General features: G+C 64.4%; 21 protein-coding genes and 1 tRNA gene. 7 read left to right on the forward strand and 15 right to left on the reverse strand.

The genetic code is table 11. The annotated features are described in order from the left end of the window. Positions 1-187: 187 nt before the first annotated feature. The gene (locus ACVW1B_RS34790; RefSeq protein WP_026192040.1) at positions 188-793 is read left to right on the forward strand and encodes a TetR/AcrR family transcriptional regulator; all 606 of its coding nucleotides are present in this window, start codon (positions 188-190) and stop codon (positions 791-793) included. Between the two features lie 109 nt (positions 794-902). Here the strand turns inward: ACVW1B_RS34790 and ACVW1B_RS34795 are convergent, their stop codons facing one another. The 11 genes from ACVW1B_RS34795 to ACVW1B_RS34845 all read right to left on the reverse strand — a co-directional run bounded on the left by ACVW1B_RS34795 (position 903) and on the right by ACVW1B_RS34845 (position 11,494). Continuing rightward, on the reverse strand, positions 903-1,178 hold the full coding sequence (locus ACVW1B_RS34795; protein ID WP_456822770.1) for a HepT-like ribonuclease domain-containing protein: 276 nt from the start codon (positions 1,176-1,178) through the stop codon (positions 903-905). Between the two features lie 70 nt (positions 1,179-1,248). Beyond that, a complete protein-coding gene (locus ACVW1B_RS34800) occupies positions 1,249-1,545 on the reverse strand; it encodes a nucleotidyltransferase family protein (RefSeq protein ID WP_057020394.1) in 297 nt (98 codons plus the stop codon). Between the two features lie 55 nt (positions 1,546-1,600). Next, entirely contained in the window at positions 1,601-2,062 is a 462-nt protein-coding gene (gene ptsN, locus ACVW1B_RS34805; RefSeq protein ID WP_016843543.1) for a PTS IIA-like nitrogen regulatory protein PtsN, read from the reverse strand. A gap of 231 nt (positions 2,063-2,293) precedes the next feature. Then, positions 2,294-2,893: a ribosome hibernation-promoting factor, HPF/YfiA family gene (gene hpf / locus ACVW1B_RS34810; RefSeq protein WP_456822771.1), complete on the reverse strand. Its 600-nt coding sequence runs from the start codon at positions 2,891-2,893 to the stop codon at positions 2,294-2,296. 185 nt (positions 2,894-3,078) lie between these two features. After that, positions 3,079-4,734, reverse strand: coding sequence for an RNA polymerase factor sigma-54 (rpoN, locus tag ACVW1B_RS34815; RefSeq protein WP_168856202.1), 1,656 nt, complete (start codon positions 4,732-4,734; stop codon positions 3,079-3,081). Positions 4,735-4,939: 205 nt separating this feature from the next. Then, positions 4,940-5,917 (reverse strand): LPS export ABC transporter ATP-binding protein, encoded by a 978-nt coding sequence (lptB, locus tag ACVW1B_RS34820; protein ID WP_253605788.1) that lies wholly within the window; start codon positions 5,915-5,917, stop codon positions 4,940-4,942. A gap of 341 nt (positions 5,918-6,258) precedes the next feature. Beyond that, the gene (locus ACVW1B_RS34825; protein WP_253605787.1) at positions 6,259-6,981 is read right to left on the reverse strand and encodes an LptA/OstA family protein; all 723 of its coding nucleotides are present in this window, start codon (positions 6,979-6,981) and stop codon (positions 6,259-6,261) included. Between the two features lie 5 nt (positions 6,982-6,986). Then, the gene (lptC, locus tag ACVW1B_RS34830) at positions 6,987-7,709 is read right to left on the reverse strand and encodes an LPS export ABC transporter periplasmic protein LptC (protein WP_225161448.1); all 723 of its coding nucleotides are present in this window, start codon (positions 7,707-7,709) and stop codon (positions 6,987-6,989) included. A gap of 154 nt (positions 7,710-7,863) precedes the next feature. Next, positions 7,864-8,478 (reverse strand): ribonuclease D, encoded by a 615-nt coding sequence (locus tag ACVW1B_RS34835; protein ID WP_253605786.1) that lies wholly within the window; start codon positions 8,476-8,478, stop codon positions 7,864-7,866. Positions 8,479-8,709: 231 nt separating this feature from the next. Continuing rightward, a complete protein-coding gene (locus ACVW1B_RS34840) occupies positions 8,710-9,651 on the reverse strand; it encodes an autotransporter family protein (protein ID WP_456822772.1) in 942 nt (313 codons plus the stop codon). A 4-nt stretch (positions 9,652-9,655) separates the two neighbouring features. Beyond that, positions 9,656-11,494, reverse strand: a complete 1,839-nt coding sequence (locus ACVW1B_RS34845) for a hypothetical protein (protein WP_456822773.1) — start codon at positions 11,492-11,494, stop codon at positions 9,656-9,658. 443 nt (positions 11,495-11,937) lie between these two features. Between ACVW1B_RS34845 and ACVW1B_RS34850 the strand changes: the two genes are divergently transcribed. Further along, the gene (locus ACVW1B_RS34850; protein ID WP_253605784.1) at positions 11,938-13,203 is read left to right on the forward strand and encodes an MFS transporter; all 1,266 of its coding nucleotides are present in this window, start codon (positions 11,938-11,940) and stop codon (positions 13,201-13,203) included. Between the two features lie 40 nt (positions 13,204-13,243). On the opposite strand, the gene ACVW1B_RS34855 is transcribed toward ACVW1B_RS34850, so the two are convergent. Continuing rightward, on the reverse strand, positions 13,244-14,455 hold the full coding sequence (locus tag ACVW1B_RS34855) for a GNAT family N-acetyltransferase (protein WP_253605783.1): 1,212 nt from the start codon (positions 14,453-14,455) through the stop codon (positions 13,244-13,246). A 256-nt stretch (positions 14,456-14,711) separates the two neighbouring features. Next, complete coding sequence (locus ACVW1B_RS34860; protein ID WP_456822774.1) at positions 14,712-15,608, reverse strand: LysR family transcriptional regulator; 897 nt, start codon at positions 15,606-15,608, stop codon at positions 14,712-14,714. Between the two features lie 93 nt (positions 15,609-15,701). On the opposite strand from ACVW1B_RS34860, the gene styA reads away from it, so the two are divergent. Beyond that, the gene (styA, locus tag ACVW1B_RS34865; protein WP_253605781.1) at positions 15,702-16,952 is read left to right on the forward strand and encodes a styrene monooxygenase subunit StyA; all 1,251 of its coding nucleotides are present in this window, start codon (positions 15,702-15,704) and stop codon (positions 16,950-16,952) included. 129 nt (positions 16,953-17,081) lie between these two features. Then, the gene (locus tag ACVW1B_RS34870) at positions 17,082-17,609 is read left to right on the forward strand and encodes a flavin reductase family protein (RefSeq protein ID WP_253605779.1); all 528 of its coding nucleotides are present in this window, start codon (positions 17,082-17,084) and stop codon (positions 17,607-17,609) included. Between the two features lie 387 nt (positions 17,610-17,996). On the opposite strand, the gene ACVW1B_RS34875 is transcribed toward ACVW1B_RS34870, so the two are convergent. Further along, positions 17,997-18,083 (reverse strand) — tRNA-Leu (locus tag ACVW1B_RS34875). Between the two features lie 146 nt (positions 18,084-18,229). On the opposite strand from ACVW1B_RS34875, the gene ACVW1B_RS34880 reads away from it, so the two are divergent. Next, the gene (locus ACVW1B_RS34880; RefSeq protein ID WP_092081117.1) at positions 18,230-19,198 is read left to right on the forward strand and encodes a complex I NDUFA9 subunit family protein; all 969 of its coding nucleotides are present in this window, start codon (positions 18,230-18,232) and stop codon (positions 19,196-19,198) included. Positions 19,199-19,497: 299 nt separating this feature from the next. Here ACVW1B_RS34880 and ACVW1B_RS34885 read toward each other — a convergent pair whose 3' ends face one another. Then, a complete protein-coding gene (locus ACVW1B_RS34885; RefSeq protein ID WP_028341730.1) occupies positions 19,498-20,304 on the reverse strand; it encodes an undecaprenyl-diphosphate phosphatase in 807 nt (268 codons plus the stop codon). Positions 20,305-20,567: 263 nt separating this feature from the next. On the opposite strand from ACVW1B_RS34885, the gene ACVW1B_RS34890 reads away from it, so the two are divergent. Next, a complete protein-coding gene (locus tag ACVW1B_RS34890; protein WP_092081119.1) occupies positions 20,568-21,260 on the forward strand; it encodes a glutathione S-transferase family protein in 693 nt (230 codons plus the stop codon). After that, a complete protein-coding gene (gene queG, locus ACVW1B_RS34895; RefSeq protein ID WP_253605777.1) occupies positions 21,209-22,399 on the forward strand; it encodes a tRNA epoxyqueuosine(34) reductase QueG in 1,191 nt (396 codons plus the stop codon). Before ACVW1B_RS34890 ends, queG begins: the two co-directional genes overlap by 52 nt. Positions 22,400-22,411: the final 12 nt, after the last annotated feature.

The following is a 22,411-nucleotide window of genomic DNA, read 5'->3' on the forward strand; positions in this document are numbered from 1 at the left end:
TGTCCAAATTATTGCGCCAACCCTCGTCCAGGAACTTGACACTTGTCAAGTCTGAATTTGACAACTGTCAAAGAGGATGATTGTGAAGAGATGGAGCGCGCCGCGGTCGCCGCGGTATAGTTGCTCGAGGGAAGAAGCAGAGGGAAGGCACGGAATGGCGCGGCAAGCGACAGGAGCGGCCCAACGGGTGGCTGTAGCGGCCGAGGCGCTGCGCGACGAGAAGTTCAACGCGCGGCGCGTCGAGCTCGCGGAGGCCGCGCTGGAGACGCTTGGCGAGCTCGGCTTCGCGCGCACCAGCCTGCGCGAGATCGCGCAAAACTCCGCATTCACGCACGGCGTGTTTCACTACTACTTCAGCGACAAGCTCGATTTGATCTGCTGCTGCGTCCGCCACTACAAGGCGAAATGCGTGACGCGCTATGACGAGGTGGTGACGACAGCACGCAGCCGCGACGAATTGACCGAAGGCTTCCTCGCCAAGCTCGCGGCAACGCTCGAGAACGAAGCGCGCATGCATCGGCTCTGGTACGATCTGCGCTCGCAGGCGATGTTCGAGCCGGCGTTCCGCAAGGACGTGCTCGAGATCGACAAGAGCCTGGAAGCGATGATCTGGCGCATCGCCACGCGCTACGCCGAGCTCGGCAACAAGCGGCCGGCATCGTCACCGGCGGCGCTGTACGCGCTGTTCGACGGCCTGTTCCAGAGCGCGCTGCTCCGGCATCTCGCCAATGACGAGAAGGCAATCCCCGATCTGCTCGACGAGGTTCGCCGTCTGCTGCCGACGATCTGCTGAGAGGTTTGCGAACGCTCCGTAGCCCGGATGGAGCGCAGCGTAATCCGGGACTGAACTATCCGCAGTTAGAGTAGCTCCGGATTGCGCTTCGCTCCATCCGGGCTACGGACTACTCCAATGAAGCCTTGAGCGCCAACAGCGCGGCCTTCAGCGGTGGTAGATCATCCTTGACCGCTTTCCAGATGATCGTGGCGTCAACGCGCTGGTAATCATGCCGCAAGATGTTGCCTATGCCTGCGATGTCTTTCCAGCGGACATTCTCGTGCTGAGCCTTTAACTCGCTGCCGAGGTGGCGGCTCGCTTCCGAAATGACTTCGATTCCGCATTCAATTGCGGAGCGCAGCAGCCACGAGCGCTCGTAGTCGCGGATGGATTTTCCTGCCAACGTCCTTTTCGATGCCACGGATGCTTTCGAGCATGTCGTGGATACGAAGCAAGGGGGAGCGCACGATCATTCAGAAAACCCGCGTTGCCTCCGCCTCGATCCGCTCTCGAATCAGTGGATGAAGTCCTTTGCGTGTGGTGAGATCGACTTCGACGCCGAGACTCTCTTCGAGCAGTCGCTTGGTCGCGACCAGGTCGAGAGCATTGAACCGGCTGCGAGGATCGTAGTCCACGAAAAGATCAATATCACTCCCTGCACGAGCCTCGTCGCGCGCAGTCGAACCAAATAGATACAGCGAAGTCGCCCCGAGTGCCTTGATGGCATCGGCCTGGTCACGGAGCTTCCTGAGGGCTTCGGTTCGCGTCATGAACGAACTATACCACGGGCCGCCAAGCGCCCGCAAAATCGTACGGCAGGCGGCCTTACGCCGCGCTCGCCGGCGGCAGTGCGAGCACCGAGTAGATCGCCTGGGCGTCGCGTGAGGCACGCAGCTTCTTGGCGACGTCCTGGTCGCGCAGCAGGCGGGCGATCCGCGCCAGCGCCTTGAGATGGTCGGCGCCGGCGCCTTCCGGTGCGAGCAGCAGGAAGATCAGGTCGACCGGCTGGCCGTCCATCGCCTCGAAATCGATCGGGCGCTCGAGGCGGGCGAAGAAGCCGAACAGCTTCTCCAGCTTGGGCAGCTTGCCGTGCGGAATGGCGACGCCATAGCCGACCGCCGTGGTGCCGAGCTTCTCGCGCTGCAGCAGCACCTCGAAGATGGCGCGCTCATTCTGCCCGGTCAGAGCGGAGGCACGCGCGGCGAGTTCCTGCAGCGCCTGCTTCTTGCTGATGACTTTCAAAGCCGGGAGAATCGCCTCGGGTGCGACCAAATCGGTAATCGGCATTGGGACGTTCCGAGGTGAATGACCGTCAGGTTGCGAAATAGGCTTTACAGCGGCGGCGTCAAGAAGATGAGGTGGGATGCGGGCTTAGCCCGGGTCCAGTTGGCAGGGCTTCTACTCCAACGTATCGGCGGTGCCAACACCTGCGAACCCTGTTCCGCCTCCCTTGTTCCTGGAGGCGGCGGACCATAAGCAGGGCCGGCTTCGGACGTCAATGCCATCTGCCAACTATCCTCAAGAGCTCACTGCCGGCGGATCGACCCAGCCGACATTGCCGTCCGTACGGCGGTAAATGATGTTCAACCGACCGCTGCCGCCATGCTGGAACACCAGGCAGGAGGCGCCGGTCAAATCGAGCTCCATCACGGCTTCGCTGACCGACAGCCGCTTCAGCGCGGTGGTTGCCTCGGCAATGATCACCGGGCTGTATTCGGTGACCTCGTCCTCGTTCTCGGGCGCCTCGATGACGTAGCTCGGCGCGTCGAGCCCGACGCCGTTCAATTCGGCAAGCGCGGCAGTCGCGGCATAGGTCTTGCGGGCGGAGCGATCCTTGAGCCGGCTCTTGTAGCGGCGCAGGCGCTTCTCGATCATCAAGAGCGCGGCGTCCGCACTGGCATAGGCGTCGGTGGCGTTGGATTCGGCTTCCAGCGTGATGCCGGAATCCAGATGCAGCGCGCAATCGGTTCGGAAGCCGAAGCCATCCTTGCTCAGCGTGATGTGACCCGAATAGTTGCCATCAAAATACTTTCGCAGGACCTCGTCGGTGCGCTCGCTGACGCGCGCGCGAAGCGCCTCGCCGATGCTGATGCTCTTTCCCGAGATTCGAAGGGTCATTTGATGCCTCAATTGCTGGATGCCTCGATCACTCTTGCAGGAGCATGATGCTTGCTGGGCTTCCGGTTACCTCCCTTTCTGGACGACGCTCGACCTGGAAAGATTGAGACTATCCCGATTTGGCGCGAACGCAACGAGCGCATGGCCCGGTCCGTACCCGAACGGGGTCACGCTCAAGAAGTAACCTAAACGGAGGCTGTATCGCGCGACCGGTCGGACGAGGAGGCAGGAGCCGAAAGGGCATTACCGAGCATGCTCTGTTTGTCACGGCGGCGCTGCACCGAGGATGGTATCCGCATCGCCTCGCGATACTTCGCGACGGTACGGCGGGCGATATCAATGCCCGAGGCGCGCAAACGTTCCACGATCGTGTCGTCGGACAGGATCGCCGACGGGGCCTCTCCGTCGATCAATTGCTTGATGTGATGACGCACCGCTTCGGCCGAATGCGCCTCGCCGCCGTCGGCCGACGCGATCGAGGCGGTGAAAAAATACTTCAATTCAAAACTGCCGCGATTGGTCGCCATGTATTTGTTGGCGGTGACGCGCGACACCGTCGATTCATGCATCTGGATCGCGTCCGCGACCGCCTTCAGATTGAGCGGCCGCAAATGCGCGACGCCATAAGTGAAGAAACCATCCTGCTGGCGGACGATTTCGGTCGCGACCTTCAGGATGGTGCGGGCGCGCTGATCGAGCGCGCGGACCAGCCAGGTCGCATTCTGCAGGCAATCGGTGAAATACGACTTGTCACCGTCCTTGCGGATCGTCTTCGACAGCTCAGCGTAATAAGTCTGGTTGACCAGAACGCGTGGCAGAGTGTCGCTGTTGAGCTCGACATGCCAGCCGCCGTCGGGACCCGGACGCACATAGACGTCGGGCACCATGGTCTGCGTCCGCGCGGTGCCGAACTTCAGCCCGGGCTTCGGGTCGAGCCGGCGGATCTCGGCGATCATGTCGGTGATGTCTTCGTCGTCGACGCCGCAGAGCTTTCGCAAGGCCGCGATGTCGCGCTTGGCGAGCAGGTCGAGATGCTCGACCAGTGCCTGCATCGCGGGATCGTAGCGATCGAGCTCGCGCAGCTGGATCGCGAGGCATTCGCTCAGGTTTCGCGCGCATACGCCCGGCGGATCGAACTTCTGCAGCACGGCGACGACCTCGTCGACCGCTTGCTGCGACGCACCGAGCCGCTCGGCGGCCTGGCCGAGATCGGCCGGCAGGTAGCCGGCGTCGTCGACCAGGTCGATCAGATACTGCCCGATCATGCGCTGCGCCGGCGCCGAGAACGCCACCGCGAGCTGTTCGGCGAGGTGGTCGGCAAGCGTCAGCTCGGCGGCCACGAAAGCTTCGAGATTGTACTCGTCGTCGCTGGAGGCGCCGCCGCCCCATTCGGTGTAGACCGATGGCGGCGCATCCTGTGCGGCGCGCGCCGCCGCCTCCGCCGGCTCCTCGGAAAACACGTTGTCGAGGCGGGTATCGAGCGTCTGCTCGATCTCGGCGCGGCTGCCGAGGTCGCGGTTCAGCCATTCCTCCTGGCCGGGCTCGAAGCCGGCCTCACCGCCTGGGCCTGCGGCCATGTCGGAGGCGTCGCCATCGTCCCCATAGCTGCTGGAACCGTCGGAATCGCCGTAGTCCGGCCGCTCCATGGCCGGCTCGCCGGCTACCGGCGGCTCCGGTCCGTCGGCGGCCCGCTCCAGCAGCGGATTGCGCTCCAGCTCTTCCTCGACAAAGGCCGACAGATCCAGGTTCGACAGTTGCAGCAGCTTGATCGCCTGCATCAGCTGCGGCGTCATCACCAGCGACTGCGACTGGCGGAACTCTAGTCTTTGGGTCAGCGCCATGGAGGCAAGAACGATCCTAAAAGTTGGCTCGATTCTTGCTTATATTAGTCCGAAGCCCTTGTACACGGCTTGACGGATTGGAAAATAGCGATAACCGCGATCAGCAAAAGTGGACGTCCCGGTTTTGCGTCCGATCGCGCGTCAAATTCCTTAATTAGCGCATGATCTTATCGCCAAACCGCTTCACACTTTGGCGGATCATGCGCTACAGGCGGAATTCCTCGCCAAGGTAAAGCCGACGTACATCGGGATCATTAACGATCTCCTCCGGGCTTCCCTCAGTCAAGATTTCACCGGCATAGACGATATAGGCGCGGTCGGTCAGCCCGAGCGTCTCGCGGACATTGTGGTCGGTGATGAGCACGCCGATGCCGCGGTTGGTGAGATGGCGGACGAGGTCCTGGATGTCGCCGACCGCGATCGGGTCGATGCCGGCGAACGGCTCGTCGAGCAGCATGTAATTGGGGCGCGTCGCCAGCGCGCGCGCGATCTCGACGCGGCGGCGCTCGCCGCCGGACAACGCGATCGACGGGCTCTTGCGCAGCCGCGTGATGTTGAACTCGTCGAGCAGCGAATCCAGCTCGTGCTCGCGCTTCTTCTTCGAGGGCTCGACCACCTCGAGCACCGCGCGGATGTTCTGCTCGACCGACAGGCCGCGGAAGATCGAGGCTTCCTGCGGCAGATAGCCGATGCCAAGGCGCGCGCGCTGATACATCGGCAGCTTGGTGACGTCGTGGCCATCGAGCTCGATCGCGCCGCGATCGGCCTTGATCAGCCCGGTGATCATGTAGAACACGGTGGTCTTGCCGGCGCCGTTGGGCCCGAGCAGGCCGACCGCTTCGCCACGGCGCACATAGATGCTGACGCCGCGCACGACTTGGCGGCTGCCAAAACTCTTTTCCACGCTATGCACAGCCAGATAACCCGGCCGCTTGATGAGCTGCGGCGCGGCGGGAGCGCTGTTCCTGGCCGGCCTCGCCCGCGCCGGCGCTGCTGCCGGCTGGGATCGCGGCAGCTCGACGCCGGGAGCCGACGCGGCGCGCGCCATCGGCGCATCACTCACCGGAGACGTCAGCATCTCGCCGAACTGGTCGTCGAGCGCCGTGATGTCGTCATGCGAGCGCGCAAATCCGGTACTGCGTTTCGCAGAGCGCCGCCGGAACATGCCGAGAAAATCCACCATCCCCGCTTCGCTTCAGCCTTTCACGGTGATCCCGCGACCTCGCCTGCGCATCGATCGATTCGCGTGCGAAGCCGCAAGCATGAGCCGGAAATCTGAATACCGGCCTTCCCGCGCGACAAAAGCGGACGCGTTTGCGCGGAGATCATGCTCGAACAACACGGCAAAGCGCGATCACCCGCGCCTTGAATGAATGGATGCCCCTGTCCCGGCCAACATATTCCCCTCGAGGCGCATTGTTCGGCCGGGCCGCTGCAGTAGATACAGTCTCGCCCCGCCGGCTTCAACCACGCGGCCGCAGAATATTATCTAACTGATTGATTCTGCTTGACCTTACGTGAAGCTTACTTGGACTTGCCGCCCGGAAGCAGCTGCATCGGCGACGGGGCCGGGGCTGAGCCGGGGGCGGCCGGCGTGCCGCACTTGCCGCTCTGTCCGCCCGGCGACTGGATGAACAGGCCCTGCACCTTGCCATTGTCGGCTTCGACGCGCGAGACGCCGGTGGTCATGTCGACCAAAAGGCGGTCGCCGCGCAGCACATTCTGGCACTGGGTCAGTACCACCTGGCTGCCGCCGCCGCCGAGCATCGTGATCAAATTGGTCTTGGTGTCGAAGATCGCGGTCTCGCCGGTGACGACCTGGTCCTTCTGGGTCACGACGACATTGCCCTTCGCCTCCAGCCGCTTGATCGAGGAGGCGCCGCCGGGGCCCGGGGTTGCCGTCTGCATCGGCGCGGCGCCCTTGGCGGCTGCCCCCTTGGTGCCGGCCGGGGCGGGCGCCGGCGCCTGGGTCGATTTATCCTCGTAGAACACGACAAGCGTCTTCGACGTCATGGTGGTGTCGCCCTGCACGACCTTCACATTGCCGGCGAAGGTCGCCTCCTTTTTCTTGTCGCGCATTTCGAGCGAAGCGGCCTCGATCTGGATCGGCTGGTCGCGGTTCTGCGAGAAGCCCTGCATGGCGTTGGGCACGCCGCTCATCGAGCCTTGCGCGGACGCAGCGCCCGCGGCGAAAAGCGCGAGCAGGAACGCCGCAATTGCCATGCCGTGCGGAAAACGTCTCATCATCAAAATCATTTCGTGTTGGCGGATTTGCGCGGCTTCGGCGGCGGCGGTGGAGCGGGCTCGGCAGGCGGGGCAGCATTGTTGTCGCCAAGCTTGTCGAGATTCATCACGACATTGCCTTCGAACCGCACCAGCTCGCCGCTGTTGTAGATCCGGAGCCTGTCGGCGGTCAGCGTGCCGTCGAGCAGCTTGACGTCGACGTGCTCGTCCGACGACACGTTGCCCTTGTTGATGTCGACGAAGGCCTGCGTCAGCCTGGCCTCATAGCCGGTGGACGACTGCAGGAAGATGTCCTGGCGCAAGTCGAGCAGCTGCTTCTTGTTGTCGAAGAAGCCGGTGCGCGCATCCATCGTCACCGTCGACTGATCCTGTTGCGCCACCTTGGCGCGGATCGTCTTCAGCTCGACATGGTCGGGATCGGTGACATCCTGGATCGCCGCCTTGGCCCACATTTCATAGGGCCGTCCGTCGTTGGAGAAGCCGGCGATATGCGGCGCTTCCATCGTGATCTTGGTGCCGGACACGACGAGGTTATCCATCTCGAGCGGCAGCTTGGGGATCAGGTCGTGGAACGGATTGAAGAGTGCGATGTAGATGATCACGGCCATCGCCAGCCCGACCATCGCGGGAACCGCGACGCGCAGAATCCGCACCATGCGACTGTGCCGCGCGGCGGCGGCAAAGCGCGCCTCGAGGCCCGTGACATAGGCTGGATTCTGAACCGAATTCACCTGAGCTCCAGAGGCGCGAAACTGCCCCTATTCTAGCCGGAGCCGCCCAAATATGCAGCCCGGACCTCACCTCGCGCCCCCGCAGCGGACCACGCGTGAACAGTTTGGCCGAAACGGGGCGGAACTGCCCCGGCCGCGACGAATTCGGCGCTCATCATGAATGGGCGAAAATGTCCTCGGCCTCCCAGCCGTCGAGATCGAGCCTGGCGCGGGCGGGAAGGAAATCGAAGCAGGCCTGGGCGAGATCGGTCCGTCCCTCGCGCGCGAGCATGACGTTCAACTTGTCGCGCAGCGCATGCAGGTGCAGCACATCGGAGGCCGCGTAGGCGAGCTGGGCCTCGCTGAGGCTTTGCGCGCCCCAGTCGCTCGACTGCTGCTGCTTCGACAATTCGACGTTCAGCACCTCGCGCACCAGATCCTTCAGGCCGTGGCGATCGGTGTAGGTGCGCGACAGCCGCGAGGCGATCTTGGTGCAATAGACCGGCGTCGGCATCACGCCGAACGTGTTGTAGAGCACCGCGACGTCGAACCGTGCGAAATGGAAGATCTTGGTGATCTTGGGATCGGCGAGCAGCGCCTTCAGGTTCGGCGAATCGGTGTGGCCCTTCGGAATCTGGATCACGTCGGCGGTGCCGTCGCCGTTCGACATCTGCACCACGCAGAGCCGGTCACGGTGCGGATGCAGCCCCATGGTCTCGGTGTCGATCGCCACCGAGTCGGTGTAGCGGGACAGATCGGGCAGGTCGCCGCGATGCAGGCGGATGGTCATGCTGTCAAAAACCTCGTCGAATCGCTGTCGGAATAAACTACCGTCCAATCCGCCGACAGGCGAGCATGCGCCGGTCTTCGGATCGCGCATTGGTATCGGGCCCCGTAAGGGCCGGACACCCGCGGCAGGAATCCTTAATTCTGCCGGCACAGATAGTTCAGGGTGTACCGCCATTGTGCAGCGGAGACAATGGGTTGCTGTCCCCGCCGCGCGCCCCACGGGGGCGCGCCATCATTGCCAGCTGACACGGAGGCCGAAGCGGCCGGTGATATCCTCGCGATGGAGGCTGTCCACCGAGGTCGTGTAGCCGGCGCTCGCATAGGCGCTGATCGTGCGATTGAGCTGCGCGGAGATGCCGGCACCGATCTCGACGGCGGTGCCGCGGCTTTGCACGCCGATCAGGTCCGTCGTCGCGAACGCGATGCTGCGGTCATTCGCGGCCGTGTGCCAGAGATTGGCCTCGAGATACGGACGCAGTTCGGCCGTGCCGACGACGAAGGTTGAGGGAATGCGCACGCCGAGCCGCCCGGTCAGCGTATCGGCACTGCCGAGCGTGACGCTCGAAAACATGTCGTTGAAGCTGTCGAACGACTGCCGTTGCCAGATCAGCTGCACCTGCGGCTCGATCGCGAGAAAACTGTTCAGCGGGATCGGCGCGCCGGCTTCCAGCGATGCAGCGACGCCGGTGCCCGACACCCGTGCGCCGACCTGACGATCCGACTGCGGGCTTGCGCCGTAGAAACTGCCCATCAGCACGGCGTCGACATACCAGCCCGACGGGCCGACACGGGTCCAGTAGCCGCCGATATTCTGGCTGTCGATCGAGAGCGTGCCGGTGCGGACGTCGTTCAGGCCGAGCGCGAAGCCGCTGATGTTGCCGCTGGCCCAGCCATACGCATAGAAGAAGCCGGCGCGATCATGATGCTCGGGCGCGGACTGGAAGCGCAGGATGTCGACGCCGACCTGCACCCCGGCCATGGTGCCGTCGAAGGCGGGGCTGACCGTGCCGGCCCAGCTCTGCGAGCTGTGCGAGCCATAGGCACGCGCCCACGCCGCCGGCTGTTCGCCGCCGCTGGTCAGCAAGGCCTGATCGCCCTGGCGCTGATGGAAGGTGCCGAGCGTCGCCAGCCCGAGCTTTTGCGCCACCTGCGGCAGCGCCGAATAGACCGACACCTCCTCACGGTAGAGCTGGACCGGCGCGGCGCCCCGCCGGCGGCGGCGTCAGCGACGACAGATCCTCCGCAGGCAGCCCCAGAGGCGGCGGCACCACGTTGGGCGATGAGGGCGGCGCCGGTGCAGGCGCTGCCGGCGGCGCAGGCGAGGCCGTGCCGGGCAACAATGTCGAGCGCAGATACCAGTTGTCGGCGCTGCCGGCGGAGACGCCGCCGCGGAACAAGAGATATTCGTGCGCGCCCGCTACGACGGCGTTGGAGAGGCCGAATGCGCCCGCAGCCGTGGTGCCGCCGTTGACGGCCTGCACCACCATGATGCCGTCGGCGGTGGTCAATGCGCCCGCGCCGCCGGCATTGGTGACGGTCACCGCGGTCGAGCCCGACGCATTGCCGCCGGAGATGACGAGCCGATCCGACGGCGAACCATCGCCGCCGAGCACGGTGCGCAGATAGAGCCCGCCGCCATTGCCGACATAGTTGCCGGCAATGGTCAGGCTGTTCGCCGCGGTGGCGCCGCCATTGGTCAGGTTGATGACGCCGGCATTGGTGACGGTGATCGGCGGGCCGCCCGGAAACGGCGTGATCGACGGATTGGCGCCGTTGCCTGCCAGCAGGCTGGTGCCGGCCGCGATCGTCACATTGCCGGTCAGCGACGTCTGCAGCCTCAGCGAGCCGCTGTTGACGAAGGTGTTGGCGAAGATCCCGGTGCCGGCCCAGGTCCAGTCATTGCCCTCCATCGTCAGCGTCTGGAATCGCGCGAACGCATTGTCGGCCGTGCCGCTGCCCTGCAGCCGCACCTGGTTGTTGCCGCCGCCGCCATCGGCAAGCCCGACGATCTGCGAGCCGGTTTGCAGGATCAAACTCACCGCACCGCCGCCGCCGGCGAGCGCCGTGCCGCTGTTGCCGGCGATCAGGCCGGCATTGACGATGGTGGTGGCGCCGTTGAGCGTGCGGATCGCGGGTCCCGCCTGGCTGATGATCTTGCCGCCGGCGAGGTTCTCGATGCGGGCGGTGAACGACGATCCGGCGGTGTTGGAGAACACGCCGTCGGCATTGACGCCGCGCGCCTCGATCGTGCCGCTGTTGCGCAACACGCCGGCATTGCCCTGCATGAACACGGTGTTGTTGGCGGTGCCGCCCGCGTCGCCACCGGTCGTGAGCAGCGTGCCGGTATTGGTGATGGTCGCAAACTGGCCGGCGGAGAAGATCGCACGGGCGCCTGCGCCGGCCGTGGTGATGGTGCCGCTATTGGTGAAGGTGTTGCTGTCGCCGGTCTGCACATAAAGGCCGTGCGATTGCGGGCCCTGGGTGGTGATCGTCCCGGTATTGATCAGCGTGTTGTTGTTGTGCTGCGTGAGACCGGTGATGGCAAGGCCGCGCGAGGTGCCGTTCTGCGTCGTGATCGTGCCGTTGTTGATCAGCGTGTTGCCATTGCTGCTGGCGGCGATCGCATTGCTGCCGGCGCCCGAGGTCGTGATCACGCCCGACGCGCCGTTGGTGAAGACGTTGCCGTCGCCGCTGCCGAAGATACCGGTCCCACCGCCGCTGACGGTCAGCGTGCCGTTGTTGGTGGCGGCGCTGCCGGAGACAAGCCCGATCGCGGTCGCTCCGGCGCCGGGCGTGATGCCGGCGCCCTGCAGCACGTTCACGGTGACGTTCGAGCTGCCGGCAGCGGCCTGCACGCCGGCCGGCGAGGGATTCGGCGCTGCGGTGGAGCAGGTTACCGTCTGCCCGCTCGCCGGCGCGAGACTGTCGCAGGCGGCCAACGCCGGCGACGTGGACAACAGGCAACCGCCACTTAGAGCCGTGCACGACAGGATCGCCGCGAGCCGCGAGGAAACCATGCCCTTACTCCAAAGTCGGCGCGAAGCCGAGCCCCCGGCCCCGCGCCACCTGCTACCCCCGCCCCGCTCTCAGCTCCGCTCCGTTCAAGCTTGAAACGATTTGCAGCGACCTGTTGCGCGGTCGCCACAGACGGAACCATGAGATGCATCCGCACGATTCACACCCTTGACGTGCGTACGCTTCCAAGGTTGTGAAGTACAGCATTCACCCGTTGCAGTTATCGACCGACACAACCGGAAACAATCGCCATGGCGCCTCGGGTGCGCCGCTGTCTCCATTTTCTCGCCAAGTTCGACGTGGTCGCACGGCCAAGTCGGGGCCAAGTCATTGCCGCTACGCGTTCAATTTCGAGGGAACTGTTGCCCGCGCGCCCCATGAAATCGGGCCGCGCCGACCCCATCTGTTGCCAGCCCGAACCCGCTTTCCCAATGAAATGAGCCTTATGTCCGATCAGACCATCGCCGCGCCGATCGACGACCAGCAGGAGCGCGGCTTCTCGCGCTACCAATCGTTCCTGATCGCGCTGCTCGCCTTCACGCAATTCACGCTGATCCTCGACTTCATCATCATGTCGCCGCTCGGCGCCATCCTGATGCCGTCGCTGAACATCACGGCCGGGCAATTCGGCGTCGCGGTCTCGGCCTACGCGTTCGCGGCCGGGATTTCCGGCGTCCTCGCCGCCGGCTTTGCCGATCGCTTCGACCGCAAGCGGCTGCTGCTGTTCTTCTATGTCGGCTTCATGCTCGGCACCGTGCTCTGCGCGCTGGCGCAGAATTTTCACGTGCTGCTGCTCGGCCGCATCGTCACCGGCGTGTTCGGCGGGGTGATCGGCTCCGTCGTGCTTGCCATCGTCACCGACCTGTTCCCGCTGCAACAGCGCGGCCGCGCCATGGGCATCCTGCAGACGGCGTTCGCCGCGAGCCAGGTGCTCGGCGTCCCGGCCGGCCTGTTTTTGGCCAATCACTGGAACTGGCACATCTGCTTCGTGGCCATCGTCGGCCTGTCGATTGCCGCGATCGCGGCGATTGCGATCGCGATGCACCCGGTCGATGCCCATCTCAAATTGCAGCACGACAGCAATCCGTTCCGCCATCTGATCGCAACCGTGGGGCAGCCGCGCTACACGCTGGCTTTCCTGGTGACCACGCTGCTCGCGACCGGCGGCTTCATGCTGATGCCGTTCGGCAGCGCCTTCACGGTGCATAATCTCGGCATCGACATCGTCCACCTGCCGACGATCTATCTCGTCTCGGGCCTGTTCAGCATCATCATCGGGCCGCTGGTCGGCCGCGCCAGCGATGCGTTCGGCAAATATCCGACCTTCGTGTTCGGCTGCGTGGTGTCCGTCATCATGGTGCTGATCTACACCAACCTTGGCCACGTCTCGCTGCTGACCGCGATCCTGGTCAATGTGCTGATGTTCATCGGCATCTTCTCGCGCATGATCCCGTCCCAGGCCCTGATGTCGGCGATTCCCGACGCCAGCCAGCGCGGATCGTTCAGCGCGATCTCGGCCTCGGTGCAGCAGCTGTCGGGCGGGCTGGGCTCGGTCTTTGCGGCGGCGATCATCGCGGAAAATCCCGACGGTTCGCTGCTGCATTTCGACCGGCTGGGCTACATCGTCGTCGCAACGACCATTATTTCGATGATCGCGATGTATTTCGTGCAGCGGTCGATCGCGCGACGCGCGGGCCGGCGGATCGTGTGACGGCAGAGGCCGCTCGTTCCGGCTAAGCCGGCTTCGGCAGCTACACTTGAAGCAAGGAAACGAGAGGAATTGCGCAGAATGCCTTGTCAAGCAAGGCCTTGCGAAGGCGCTGCGCAACACCGCGGAGCTTCGGGTGGTGTTCCACCAACCGCTTGGTGCGGTCCACCGCGGACATCACTCCGGCGGCCTGTCGGCCGAGCCTGGTGAGCGGAATGAAACTGTCGAACAATGGCTCGTCGTCCTTGCAGAACAGCCGCTTGTACTCATGCGAGCCGAGGCCGAAGTCGAAGGCGCGATAGTGCCGGCCGGCAAAATGATGGATGATTTCCTGCATCAAGAGCAGGCCGGGGCTGAATTTCGCGTTGTCTGACAGAGTGTAGGTGTTGAACATCGTCGAGAAGCGGTGGCCATCGGCAGCCAAGGCGAAGATCGCGATCACTTCCTCGTCGCATTCGAGCGCATGGATTTCGATGACGCGGCCGCCGTGGGACAGCCTTGTCGTGCAGGCGGCGCGAATGAATTTCTCCACCGCGCGTTCGGCGAACACATTGGACACCTTCCGCTCGGCCAACCGCTCCGACTTCACGCGGAAAAACCAGTCGAGCAGGCGGGCGATGTCGGCATCAGTGGAGGCAACGTGATAGCGGTAGCCGGTCAGCTCCAATAGTTTGCGCTGCTTGAGCTTCATGCGGCGGGAGGGATTGCCGATCAGGTTCGCGGCCGTTGCGCCCGGCTCGATTGTGCGCATCGGGCAGTTCAAGACCAGGGGCTCATGAGGCAGCAGCGCCAGCGGGTTTTGCACGCCGCGCCAGTGCGCCGGCTGCTGGCGCAACGCCAGCACGTCGACTTTGTCACGCTTGGCGAGCATCGCCATGAATGCGTGGAGATCGGCCTTCGTGGCACCCAAGGCGAACCCACGCTCCCACAGGCCCATATTGAAGGTTGCGTGCTCGCCGCCCATGAAGCTCGCGCGGCGCACGCCGAGAGCCGTTTGCAGAGCAAGCGGCAGCAAGCCCCGTGGTTGGCCATCGCCGTCACGCGCGATGACGATGAAAGGCGACAGGCCCGCGCGCTCACCGACCTCACGCTGCCACGGGGCGAGGAAGTCGAACCGCTGAAAGGGCGTGATGGAATGGCTCGAGTTCTCAAGACTCCGCCAGATCGTCTCGGCGGCGTCGAGATCGTGGACGACGTCGACGGCGGTGATGCGCGCTGATGGAGCTCGCGCCGTCCGGCTTTCGATCGCGATCATCGCCAAGCTCTGTCAGGGTGCATAGTCGGAGCGCGGCTGGAGGCCGTCCAGTCGGCTCCCGATCTGAGCGTAATTCGATGTCGGGACAAAATTGGCAAAATGCCGCAGGACGAGAGAACTGGGATTACCTCCATCGTTTATTCGTTGGTCATGAAGCTGTCGCTTCGCGCGACGCGCGGGCCGGCGAATCGTGTGACGGCAGGGGCTGCGGCGGCGATCGCCAGCGTTCTCAAATTCCCCGCATCGGCCGACGTGTTCAGCCAATCGCAAACATGTCGGCACGCTCAATGATCAGATCGCGGAATAGTCTCGCGCGGTGCGACATCCAATGCGGGTCAGGATAGACGAGATGCATCGGTAGCGATGGTACCGCATAATCCGGCAGCAGATGAACAAGCCGGCCTGCGGCGATGTGTTCGACGGCGCACCAGCTTGGCAGCACCGCGACGCCGAGCCCCTCAACCGTCGCGAGCGTCATCACGTCGGCGTCGTCGCAGGTCATCGACGGCGCGATCTCGACCACATGGCGGCCGGTCTCGGCTTCGAACGTCCACTGATTCCGCGGCGACAAGCGTGAATACGTTACGCTCGGCATGCGGCGCAGATGGTCGGGGAGGAGCGGGGCTTGATGCCGTGCGAGCAGTGAAGGGGCCGCCACCAGGAGGCGCTTGATGGTGCCGACGCGCCGCGCCACCAGCGAGCTGGAGTTCAGCATTCCGATCCGAATTGCCAGCTCCGTCCCGGTCTCCACCAGGTCTACGAACTGCTCGGTGAAGCTCGCATCGAGCCGCACGTCGGGATAGCGGCGAAGATACTCTGCGAAAATGCCGCGGAAAAAATAGCGACCGAACGAGGTCGGCACAGTGATCCGCAAGGTCCCCGACGGACTGCGAACCCGGCTCTGCGCCGGCGTGCTGGCACTTTCCAGCAGCGCGACGATATCCTTGGCGAGCTTGAGCACGCGATCGGCCTCCGACGTCGGACGAACCTTGCGCGTGGTGCGGACGAACAGCCGGCAGCCGAACTCCGCCTCCAACAACGCCACGCGCTTGCTGATGGCCGGCTGTCCGAGGCCCAGATCGCTCGCGGCCTGGCTGAAGCTGCCGGCCTCCATCACGCGAATGAAGGTTTGCAGCGCATCGATCCGATCCATGCATTCCTCCCAGGAATTTGTAATATTCTTATCATTCCCTACATGGACACAGTCGATCCGGTCTAGCCTCTCGGTAACCAGGGAGGATCAACAATGAACAAATCGATCGGGATCGTCGGCGCCGGAATCGGGGGCCTGCATCTGGCTCTTTATCTCCAACAGCATGGGATCCAGGCGACGGTGCTGACCGACCGCACTCCGGAGCAGTACGCCTCGGCGCGGCTGATGAACACGGTCGCCCATCACAGCGTCACCATCGCGCGTGAGAACGAACTAGGCGTGAACCATTGGGATGACGCCGCCACGATCTACCATCACCACGACCATTTCTTTAATTTCCCGGGCAACGGGCTGCTGTTTCGCGGCGCGTTCAAGAAGCCGAGCCGGGCAGTGGATTACCGCATGTACCTGCCCGCGCTGATGAAGGATTTCGAGGATCGCGGCGGCAGCATCGAATATGCCAGCATCCAGGACGACGACATCCCGGCTCTGGTTTCACGCTTTGACCTTCTCGTCGTGTCGACCGGCAAAGGTGCGCTCGGGCGAATGTTCGCCCATCGGCCGGAGTTGTCCCCCTACAGCCAGCCACAGCGCCTGCTCTGCGTGGGCCTCTATGACGGCGTCGATCACGGCAGCCCGGACGGTGACGACCCGCGCGGTGTCACGCTCTCGGTGTCGCCCGGACATGGCGAGATGATCGTCATTCCGACGCTGTCATTCAGCGGCATGAAAACAGCGCTCCTGATGGAGAACATTCCCGGCGGCGACATGGCCAATCTGGTCTCGCTGAGCTACGACGCGGACCCTGCAGCCTTCCGCCAGACGATTCTCGACAAGCTGGAAAAGCATCATCCGCACACCTACAACCGGATCGACACCCATCGCTTCGGGCTTGCCCAGCCGCTCGACCTGCTGCAAGGCGCGGTGGTGCCGACCGTACGGCAATCGTCGGTCGCCTTCGATGGCGAGAAATTCGCCGTCGCGCTGGGCGACGTACATTCAGTGGTCGATCCGCTGATGGGCCAAGGTGCCAACATCGCCTCCTACGCCGCCTTCGAACTCGGCAAGGCGATCGTGGAAACGGTGGCCTTCGACGCACGCTTCGTTGAGGAGGTGGATCGCGCCCGCGAAAATCGCGTGTTCGCGGCTGCGCGCTGGACGAATCTGATGCTGCGGCCGCCGTCCGAGGCGATGGGTCGGCTGATCCTCACCATGGCGCAGGACCGAGAACTCTGCGACGAGTTCACCGATAATTTCAACTACCCGGAGCGTCAGTGGGATCGTGTCGCGACCGACAAGCGCATCCACGCTTGGATCGACAGGCGCGCGCCGCTCGCCGCCTGACGCAACAATGATCGCGAGCCGGCCGTACGGTCCACTTGCACCAGGCCGCGACTGCGTGCCGACAAACCATCTCTCGAGCCACACGCCGAAAGGCGCGACCTCTTGCCGTTTCGCCATGGAGCGCGATCGATGAACCCGCATCCCGATCCGGCGAGCTTCCGGGCGGCCGCTGCGCGATTCCCCACAGGCGTGACAGTCGTGGCGAGCATCGACCGCGACGGCACTCCGGTCGGCATGACGGCCAACAGCTTCACGACCGTCTCCACCAAACCGCCGACCGTGCTGGTCTCGGTGATGCGAGGGCGGACCTGGCAGGCGATCATGGATTCGAAGCGTTACGCCGTGAATGTCCTTCACGCGGAAGATCTCGCACTCTGCGCGCACTTCTCCGGCAGGCCGCGGGCCGAAGGCTCGCCATCGCTGGTCAACCGGGAAGAGTTTCCCGTCCTGTCGCAAGCGATCGCCCAGTTCGCTTGCGACGTGGTCCGGTCAATTGACGTCGCCGACCACACGCTGTTCATTGGCGAGGTCCGCTGGTGCCGGCAGCGAGACGGTTCCCCGCTCGCCTTTTATTCCAGCCGATTCTGCAACGGGCTCGGTGCAGCGATCATGCCCGCGGAGACAATCGCCTATCCCGCCGACGGATGGGCGATCTAAGGCGAAGCGCGAAGCCTTCGCGCGACGACCCCTGGAGAACCCGAAATTTGCGGCGCACTGGAGCGGTGGCCACACGGGAGAACGATCGCAAGCGCCAGCTGAGCAGGATGCCTGCCAAGCTCGTCTCAAAAGCCCCAACCGAGGCCGATGCAGCCGAGCTGGGCGGCGACCGGCGTTTGCGGCTCCGGTTCGAGTTTGAAGGTCAGCCAGTTGACCTTGCGGGTCGCCGCGCGGCCGGACGACATGCCCAAATGCGAAAGGGCCGCCCGAGGCGGCCCTGCTGCATCACCCTTCGAGCCAGAATCATGCTGGAAGGCTTCGACGTAAGGCTCACGGATGGCACATGGCACACCGAACGCGAGCGATTTCAATCGCTTAAAAAGGGGGTGGTGCCCAGGAAAGGACTCGAACCTTCACGGCCGTTAAGCCACTGGCACCTGAAGCCAGCGCGTCTACCAATTCCGCCACCTGGGCATGTGGAGCGGCTTAGTAAGGATCGGTTGCGCGCTTGTCAAATTCGCGATTGGAAATTCAAATACCCTGTACAGGATAAGGCCGATGGCGTATCGCCAGACGGTTAACCTACGTCAATCGCTCTCGAATCCCACAGGAATCACCCCATGGCATCGAACCTGGACACGCTGGTCACGGTCTTCGGCGGATCGGGTTTTCTGGGGCGGAACGTGGTCCGGGCGCTCTGCAAGCGCGATTACCGCGTCCGAGTCGCGGTGCGGCGGCCCGAGCTAGCCGGCCATCTGCAGCCGCTCGGCCGGGTCGGGCAGATCCATGCCGTCCAGGCCAATGTGCGCTACCCGGCCTCGGTCGAGGCGGCGATGCGTGATTCGCATATCGCCATCAACCTGGTCGGCATCCTGGCCGAGGGCGGTGGGCAGAGCTTCGATGCCGTGCAGGTGAAGGGCGCCGAGACCATCGCCAAGGCGGCGGCCGCGGCCGGCGGGCGGATGGTCCATGTCTCGGCGATCGGGGCCGACGCGGATTCGCCCTCGAGCTATTTCCGCGCCAAGGCGGGCGGCGAGGCAGCGGTGCTGGCGGCCTTGCCGTCGGCCACCATCATGCGGCCGTCGCTGCTGTTCGGGCCCGAGGATCAGTTCACCAACCGCTTTGCGGCGCTGGCACGGATGTCACCGGTGCTGCCGCTGGTCGGCGGCGGGGTCAACACGGTGCAGCCGGCCTATGTCGGCGACGTCGCGGACGCCGTGGTCCATGCCGTGGACGGCAAGGCGAAGCAGGGCGCAGCTTACGAGCTCGGCGGGCCGGAAGTGCTGACCATGCGCGAGGTGATGCAGATCATCCTCAAGATCACCCAGCGCGATCGCATGCTGGCGCCGCTACCGTTCGGCCTCGCCAAGTTCCAGTCGTACTTCCTGCAGTTCGCGCCGGGGCCGTTCACGCTGACGCCGGACCAGGTCGAGATGCTGCGTTCGGACAATGTGGTGTCCGACGCCGCCAAGGCCGCCGGCCTGACCTTCGCAGGCCTCGGCATCTCGCCGGATTCGATGGAAGCGATCGCCCCGCAATATCTCTGGCGCTTCCGCGCGACGGGTCAGTTCCAGAAGAAGAGCGCGTAGGCAGCTCTCTCCACCTGTCGTCCCGGCCAAGCCAACGGGTCGCGCGAACGCGCGCCCGATGACAGGCTCCGCGCGAGCCGGCACGGCACCACTACGCTTTTCCCACGCTACCAAGCCCTTCCCCGTCATCCCCGCGCAAAGGCTTTGCCTTTGTCGCTGGAGGTGCGAGCCTTGCGGCGCAATTGCGCCGCTGGGCGAGCCCCGAAGGATGAACGGCCGAGATCGGGGCCGTCGCCCTTCGAGACGGCCGCTTTGCGGCCTCCTCAGGGTGACGGTGATGGGATGGTGTCCGTCGCGCCTTACCGTCCCATCGCCAGCGCGATCAGGCCGAGCGTGCCGACGATCACGCGCCACCAGGCGAAGAAGGTGAAGCCGCGGCGGGTGACGAAGTTGAGGAAGGCCCGCACCACGATCATCGCCGTGATGAACGACACCACGAAGCCGACCGCGATGACGCTGAGATTGTCGGAGGTGAAGTCGGCGCGGTTCTTGTAGAAATCATAGGCGAACGCGCCGACCATGGTCGGGATCGCGAGGAAGAACGAGAACTCCGCCGCCGAGCGCTTGTCGGCGCCGAGCAGCATCGCCGCCACGATGCTGGCCCCCGAGCGCGACACGCCGGGAATCATCGCCAGGCACTGCGCGACGCCGATCCAGAAATACATCAGCAGCGGGAAGCGGGTCGCATCGTCCTCGTACACTTTGAGATCGAGCTGATCGACCCACAGCAGCACGGCGCCGCCGACGATCAGCGTGAAGCAGACCACCCAAGGATTGAACAGGAACTCCTTGATGTATTTGCCGGCGATCAGGCCGATCACGACCGCGGGCAGGAACGCCACCAGCACGCCGATCACGAAGCGGCGGTCGTCGGGATTGGTGAACATGCCGAGCGCCACGCGCCACAATTTGACGAAATAGAGCGCGAGGATCGCGAGGATCGCGCCGAGCTGGATCAGGATCGCGAAGCTCTTCCAGAAATTGCCTTCGCCCAGATTGAAGAAGCGCTCCGCAAGCAGCAGGTGGCCTGTCGAGGAGACCGGCAGGAACTCCGTGACGCCCTCGATGATGCCGAGAATCACCGCCCGCAGCATATCCGTCATCATGTTGTGGCCTGCCCTGTGTGGAAAACGGGATTCTTCTCGCTTATTCGCACATTGGCCGCAATCGCAAAAAATCGTCAAACAATGGGTTACCCGGCCGATTTGCTGAGCTATAGCGTTTTTGTGACCCGCACCATCTGCGGGGGTGGCTACCGGTTTGCGTGCTGACGCGACATAGAGACGACCGGAACTGGTCTGGCCAAAGCACAGGTCCAGGCCGCACAGGTTGATGATTTCTTAAGTGCCGCGAAACTACCAAGGGCTTCATGTACACGCTGTATCACCATCCGTTCTGTCCGCATTCGCGCTTCATTCGCCTCGTGCTCGGCGAGTATGGGCTCGATTTGCGTCTTGTGGAGGAACGGGTGTGGGAACGGCGCGAGGCGTTCCTGGCGCTCAATCCGGCAGCCACCACGCCGGTGCTGATCGCCGAGAGCTTTCCGCCGATTCCGGGTGCGCCTGTGATCGCCGAATATGTCGACGAGGCGCACGGCCTCGATGCCGGCGACCGGCGGCTGTTGCCGACGTCGACGGCCGAGCGCGTCGAGGTGCGCCGGCTGATGGCGTGGTTCAACGAGAAATTCTTCGAGGAAGCCTCCAACCCGCTGGTGACCGAGCGGATCTACAAGCGCTTCATGAGCGAGGACAATGGCGGCGGCCCGCCGGCGCCCGACATCATGCGCGCCGCCAAGGTCAATGTGCGCTATCATCTGAGCTATATCGGCTGGCTGGCGAAGACGCGGAACTATCTCGCCGGTGACCGCCTGACCTACGCGGATCTCGCCGCCGCGGCGCATCTCTCGGCGATCGACTATCTGGGCGACGTGCCATGGAGCGAGGACGACGCGGCAAAGTCGTGGTACGCGCGGGTGAAGTCCCGCCCGTCGTTCCGCCCGCTGCTCAGCGAATGGCTGGCGGGGGTGCCGGCGTCGCGCACCTATGTGGACCTCGACTTCTGAACCCGGCGGTCAGGCTCTCCCCTTCCGATCTCAAGGCAGCGCTTCAGCGCGAGGCGCATGCGCTCGGCTTCGATGCCATCGGCTTCACCGCGCCTGATGCGACCAGCGAGGCCGGAAAATATTTCCTCGAATTCCTCGGCTCCGGCGGCCATGGCGACATGGACTGGCTCGCGGCCAATCCGGAGCGGCGCGCCGACCCGCGCGTGCTGTGGGGCGGCGTGCGCTCGATCATCATGCTCGGCGTCAATTACGGGCCCGACGACAACCCGCTCGACATCCTCGCGCGACGGTCGCATGGCGCGATCTCGGTCTATGCGCAGGGCGACGACTATCACGACGTGATCAAGAAGCGGCTGAAGGTCCTGGCGCGCTGGCTCGCCACGATCACCGGCGATGAGGTGAAGGTGTTCGTCGACACCGCCGCAGTGATGGAGAAGCCGCTCGCCCAGGCCGCCGGCATCGGCTGGCAGGGCAAGCACACCAACCTCGTGTCGCGCGAATTCGGCTCGTGGCTGTTTCTCGGCGCGATCTATTCCGCCACCGAGCTGCCGCGCGATGATGCCGAGGCCGATCATTGCGGCAGCTGCCGCGCCTGCCAGGACATCTGTCCGACCGCGGCGTTTCCCGCGCCCTACAAGCTCGATGCGCGGCGCTGCATCTCGTATCTGACGATCGAGAACAAGGGTCCGATCCCGCACGAATTCCGCAAGAATATCGGCAACCGCATCTATGGCTGCGACGATTGCCTCGCGGTGTGTCCGTGGAACAAGTTCGCGCAAGCGGGGCGCGAGCAGAAGCTTGCCGCGCGCGATGCGTTGCGGGCGCCCGCGCTCGCCGATCTCGCACGGCTCGATGATGCCGCATTCCGCGCGCTGTTCACAAAGTCGCCGGTCAAGCGCATCGGCCGCGACCGCTTCATCCGCAATGTGCTGATCGCGATCGGCAACTCCGGTGACGCAAGCCTTGTCGGCGAAGCGCGGCGTTTGCTCGACGACGCGAGCCCGCTGGTACGCGGCGCCGCGGTGTGGGCGCTGTCGCAGCTGATCACGCGCGATGCGTTCGCGGCGCTGGCGTCGCGCGCCGGCGGCGAGCCTGACGTCACCGTGCAGCAGGAGTGGCGCGCGGCCACCGCCTCTTGATTTCATCGCGCC

The organism is Bradyrhizobium sp. USDA 4502 (assembly GCF_054063355.1).

What these genes read in the sequence shown, in the direction of transcription:
- ACVW1B_RS34870 (WP_253605779.1), top strand. Translation starts at nt 17,082, where the DNA reads ATGAACCCGCATCCCGATCCGGCGAGCTTCCGGGCGGCCGCTGCGCGA.
- ACVW1B_RS34885 (WP_028341730.1), bottom strand. Translation starts at nt 20,304, where the DNA reads ATGATGACGGATATGCTGCGGGCGGTGATTCTCGGCATCATCGAGGGC.
- ptsN (WP_016843543.1), bottom strand. Translation starts at nt 2,062, where the DNA reads ATGCCGATTACCGATTTGGTCGCACCCGAGGCGATTCTCCCGGCTTTG.
- styA (WP_253605781.1), top strand. Translation starts at nt 15,702, where the DNA reads ATGAACAAATCGATCGGGATCGTCGGCGCCGGAATCGGGGGCCTGCAT.
- rpoN (WP_168856202.1), bottom strand. Translation starts at nt 4,734, where the DNA reads ATGGCGCTGACCCAAAGACTAGAGTTCCGCCAGTCGCAGTCGCTGGTG.
- ACVW1B_RS34855 (WP_253605783.1), bottom strand. Translation starts at nt 14,455, where the DNA reads ATGATCGCGATCGAAAGCCGGACGGCGCGAGCTCCATCAGCGCGCATC.
- ACVW1B_RS34835 (WP_253605786.1), bottom strand. Translation starts at nt 8,478, where the DNA reads ATGACCATCCGCCTGCATCGCGGCGACCTGCCCGATCTGTCCCGCTAC.
- ACVW1B_RS34800 (WP_057020394.1), bottom strand. Translation starts at nt 1,545, where the DNA reads ATGACGCGAACCGAAGCCCTCAGGAAGCTCCGTGACCAGGCCGATGCC.
- ACVW1B_RS34850 (WP_253605784.1), top strand. Translation starts at nt 11,938, where the DNA reads ATGTCCGATCAGACCATCGCCGCGCCGATCGACGACCAGCAGGAGCGC.
- ACVW1B_RS34890 (WP_092081119.1), top strand. Translation starts at nt 20,568, where the DNA reads ATGTACACGCTGTATCACCATCCGTTCTGTCCGCATTCGCGCTTCATT.
- ACVW1B_RS34880 (WP_092081117.1), top strand. Translation starts at nt 18,230, where the DNA reads ATGGCATCGAACCTGGACACGCTGGTCACGGTCTTCGGCGGATCGGGT.
- lptB (WP_253605788.1), bottom strand. Translation starts at nt 5,917, where the DNA reads ATGGTGGATTTTCTCGGCATGTTCCGGCGGCGCTCTGCGAAACGCAGT.
- ACVW1B_RS34860 (WP_456822774.1), bottom strand. Translation starts at nt 15,608, where the DNA reads ATGGATCGGATCGATGCGCTGCAAACCTTCATTCGCGTGATGGAGGCC.
- ACVW1B_RS34825 (WP_253605787.1), bottom strand. Translation starts at nt 6,981, where the DNA reads ATGATGAGACGTTTTCCGCACGGCATGGCAATTGCGGCGTTCCTGCTC.
- queG (WP_253605777.1), top strand. Translation starts at nt 21,209, where the DNA reads ATGGCTGGCGGGGGTGCCGGCGTCGCGCACCTATGTGGACCTCGACTT.
- hpf (WP_456822771.1), bottom strand. Translation starts at nt 2,893, where the DNA reads ATGACCCTTCGAATCTCGGGAAAGAGCATCAGCATCGGCGAGGCGCTT.
- ACVW1B_RS34845 (WP_456822773.1), bottom strand. Translation starts at nt 11,494, where the DNA reads ATGGTTTCCTCGCGGCTCGCGGCGATCCTGTCGTGCACGGCTCTAAGT.